Below are 4248 nucleotides of genomic sequence, written 5' to 3'. Positions count from 1 at the left end.
TCGCCTTACGGTGGAGCTGTGCGTAGATGTGATCAAGAGACAGGCTGCGACCGGCGGGGTTCTTGATCTGCAGCGTGACAGAGGTTCCGCGGGCGACCGGGCTCGCGGCGGCCCCGGTCATCGTGTTCTCCGCGCCGGGTGCCAGCTGGACGACCTGGCGCGACTGCCCCGAGCCGACCAGGGCCGAGGCCGTGTAGCCCGCCGCGGGGACGGGCTTTCCGGCCTCGTCGTAGAGGTGGACGGTCAGTGTCCGCTCGGACGTCAGCAGCTCGGCGTGGACGCCCACCACGTCCTGCATCTTGCCGCCGTGCGGGCCCTGGTCGCCGTGGCTGTGACCCTGCTGGGCCAGGGCGCCCGTGGAGAGTGCGGCGGCCGCGATGGCCGCGAGGATGGTCCTGCGCATGTCATAGATCCTTGGTGACTGGGGTTGGTCGAACCCGGTGGCCGCCGTTCCCGGCGGCCACCGGCACGCTCACTCGGCCGGGGCGTGGCCCGCCCGGGCGGGCGCCTCCTCGGTCGCGGGCGCCTGCACGCGGCCGAACATCACGTACAGGGCGGGCAGCACCAGCAGGGTGAGCAGCGTCGCGGTGATCAGGCCGCCGATGACGACGGTCGCCAGCGGCTTCTGGACCTCCGCCCCGGGGCCGGTCGCGATGGCCATGGGCACGAAGCCCAGCGACGCGACGAGGGCGGTCATGGCCACGGGCCGCAGCCGGGTCATGGCGCCCTGGTAGACCGCGTCCCGCAGGGACAGGTGGCCCCGCAGGATGAGGTCCTTGATGGAGGTCGCCATCACCAGCCCGTTCAGCACCGCCACGCCGGACAGCGCGATGAACCCGACGGCCGCTGGGACCGAGAACGGCATGTCCCGCAGCCACAGGGCGAGCAGGCCGCCCGAGAGCGCCAGCGGCACGCCGCTGAACACCACCAGCGCGTCACGCACGGAGCCCAGGGCCGCGTAGAGGAGCACCAGGATCAGCAGGAAGCAGGCGGGCACCACGATGGTCAGCCGCTCGCGCGCCTTGGCCAGGTTCTCGAACTGCCCGCCCCAGGTGACGGTGTAGCCGGGCGGCAGCTGCACCTCGCGCTCCACCCGCGCCTGGGCCTCGGCCACGATGGAGCCGATGTCCCGGCCTCGGGCGTTCGCCTGGACGACCACCCGGCGCCGCCCCTGCTCGCGGCTGATCTGGTTCGGCCCCTCGACGACGCGGAGAGTCGCCAACTGCTGCAGGGGCACCGAGGCGGCCGGGCGCCCGGCCACGGGCGGCAGCGGCACCGGCAGGCTGCGGAGCGTCTCGAAGTTGCCCCGCAGGTTCTCCGGCAGCCGCACCACGATGGCGAAGCGGCGGTCCCCCTCATAGACCATTCCCGCCTCGCGTCCGCCGACCGCGGTGGCCACCACGGCCTGGACGTCGGCGACGCTCAGCCCACGGCGTGCCACCTCCGCCCGGTTCACCGTGATCTCCAGGAAGGGCAGGCCCGTCGCCTGCTCCACCTTCACGTCCTCGGCGCCGTCGATGCCGTTCAGGATGTTCGAGATCTGCCCGGCCACCTGGAGCATCGGGCCGTACTCGTCGCCGAACACCTTCACGGCAAGGTCGCCGCGCACGCCCGCCAGCAGCTCGTTGAAGCGCATCTGGATGGGCTGGCTGAACTCCATCGCGTTGCCGGGGATGCCCGCGACCGACGCCTCGATGCGCCGGACCAGCTCAGCCTTCGGCAAGGACGGATCGGGCCACTCCGAGCGGGGCTTGAGGATGATGAAGGTGTCGGAGGCGTTCGGCGGCATCGGGTCGGAGGCGACCTCCGCCGTACCCGTCTTCGAGTAGATGACCTGCACCTCGGGCAGGCGGGAGATGCGGCGTTCCAGCACCGACTGCATGGCTTGGGACTGCTGCAGGGAGGTGCTGGGGATGCGGAGCGCCTGCATGGCGAGGTTGCCCTCGTCCAGCGTCGGGATGAACTCCTGCCCGAGCCGGGAGAACAGGCCGAGGCAGGCGACGAAGAGGAGGGCGCCCGCCGCGACGACGGGGAACGGGGCGCGCAGCGCGCCGCCTAGGAGCGGGGCATAGGCGTGCTTGAGGCCGCGGACGATGGCCACGTCCTTCTCCTGCACCCGGCCGCTGATCCAGATGGCGATGAGGGCCGGGACCAGGGTCAGGGAGAGGATGAAGGCGCAGACCAGGGCGATGATGACGGTCAACGCCATCGGGATGAACATCTTGCCCTCGACCCCCGTGAAGGTCAGGAGCGGCGCGTAGACGAGGATGATGATGGCCTGCCCGTAGAGCGAGGGCCGGATCATCTCCTTGGCGCTGTCCGCCACGGTCTGGAGGCGCTCCGCGACGGTCAGCAGGCGTCCCTTCTCGTGCTGGCGCTCGGCGAGGTGGCGCAGGCTGTTCTCGGTGATGATGACGGCGCCGTCGACGATCAGGCCGAAGTCGAGCGCGCCGAGCGACATCAGGTTGGCCGAGATGCCGCCCCGGACCATGCCGAAGGCAGTCAGCAGCATCGTCACCGGGATGACCAGGGCGGTGATGATGGCCGCCCGGATGTTCCCGAGCATCAGGAACAGGATGACAATGACCAGCAGCGCGCCCTCGCCGAGGTTCTTGGCGACGGTGTGGATGGTGGCATCCACCAGGAGACCGCGATCCAGCACCGTGACCGCCTCGACGCCCCGCGGCAGGGTCCGCCGGAGATCGTCCACCTTGGCGTGGACGGCCTCCGCGACAATTCGGGAGTTCTCGCCGAGGAGCATGAGGGCGGTGCCGACCACCATCTCCTGCCCGTTGCCGCTGGCGCTGCCCGTCCGCGGCGCCTGGCCGATGGTCACCCGCCCGACGTCACGCAGCAGGATGGGCACGCCCTCGCGGGTGGCGACGACCACCTGCTCGAGTTCGGCCACGCTCGTGACCCGGCCGCCGGAGCGGACGACGAGTCCTTCGCCGCCCCGCTCCACGTAGCCCGCGCCGGTCGAGACGTTGTTCCGCTCGATGGCCGTCGAGAGGTCGGAGAAGCTCAGTCCCAGGGCGATCAAGCGGGCCGGGTCGGGCTGGACCACGTACTGCTTCGTGTAGCCGCCGATGGCGTCCACGCCCGCGACACCCCGCACGTTCCGGACCTGTGGCCGGATGATCCAGTCCTGGACCGTTCGGAGGTAGGTGGCCCGGTCCGCCTCCGTGGCCAGGCGCTCGCGCTCAGGGGTCAGGTAGCTGCCGTCGGCCTGCCATCCCGGCTGGCCGTCCGGCACGACATCGCCCTGTTTCCTGGGCGCGAAGTTCACCGTCCACATGGTGACTTCGCCGAGGCCGGTGGAGACAGGGCCTAGACGCGGCTCTACCCCCTCCGGCATGGCCTCCCGTGCCTCGATCAGCCTCTCCAGCACCTGCTGGCGGGCGAAGTAGATGTCGGTACTCTCGGTGAAGACCGCCGTGACTTGGCTGAAGCCGTTACGGGAGATGGAGCGCGTGCTCTCCAGCCCGGGGATGCCCGCCAGCGCCGTCTCGATCGGGAAGGTGACCTGCTTCTCGATCTCGTAGGGCGAGAGCGAGGGCGCGAGGGTGTTGATCTGAGCCTGGTTGTTGGTGATGTCGGGCGTGGCGTCGATGGGCAGCCGCGTGACCGACCATGCGCCGATGCAGGCCGCGATGAGGGCCAGCAGCACCACCGTCCAGCGGTTGCGGACGGAGAAGTCGAGGATGGGTCCAATCATGTCCGGGCGGCTTTCAGTGCGCGTGCCCGGCTTCGGACTTGCTCAGCTCGGCCCGGAGCGAGAAGGCGTTGGCCACCGCGATCTCCGTCCCCTGGTCCAGCCCGAAGATGACCTCGTAGCCGTTCGCGTCTTCGCGCCCGGTCTCCACCTCCCTCAGCTCGAAGCCCTCCTCGTTCCTCACGAAGACGACCTTCTTGCCCTCGACCTCCTGCACGGCGTCGCGCGGAACCAGCGCGTCCACCTGCTGCTCGGCCGTGGAGAGGTGGGCGGTGACGAAGCCGCCCGCCCTCCACACGCCCTCGGGATTTGCGATCTCGGCGACCGCTCGGGCCGAGCGGGTCTCGGGATCCAGGACCGGGCTGAGGAAGACGATCTTGCCCTCGGTGCGTGCCTCGCCCTCCCCGGTGACGAGCACCGTCTGGCCCTGGCGCGCCATGGGCAGGTCCCGCGGCGGGATGGTCAGCTCGACCCAGAGGACCGAGAGGTCGGCAACCGCGAACACCTCGGCGTCCGCGGCCACGGAGGCGCCCAGC

3 protein-coding genes are annotated in these 4248 nt (G+C 70.6%); all 3 read right to left on the bottom strand.

The window, feature by feature from the left end; genetic code table 11:
* Nucleotides 1-403: hypothetical protein (locus ROTAS13_RS20290; RefSeq protein WP_075823237.1), on the bottom strand; the 403-nt coding region annotated here is incomplete at its 3' end.
* Nucleotides 404-472: 69 nt separating this feature from the next.
* Nucleotides 473-3715: an efflux RND transporter permease subunit gene (locus ROTAS13_RS20285; RefSeq protein ID WP_075823236.1), complete on the bottom strand. Its 3243-nt coding sequence runs from the start codon at nucleotides 3713-3715 to the stop codon at nucleotides 473-475.
* A 13-nt stretch (nucleotides 3716-3728) separates the two neighbouring features.
* A partial coding sequence (locus tag ROTAS13_RS20280) for an efflux RND transporter periplasmic adaptor subunit (protein WP_171979174.1) occupies nucleotides 3729-4248 on the bottom strand: 520 nt, incomplete at its 5' end.

Source organism: Roseomonas sp. TAS13 (assembly GCF_001950415.1).
Lineage (GTDB): Bacteria > Pseudomonadota > Alphaproteobacteria > Acetobacterales > Acetobacteraceae > Roseomonas > Roseomonas mucosa.
Note: the sequence above shows the minus strand (reverse complement) of the source record. Positions and strands in the feature narration are given on the sequence as shown.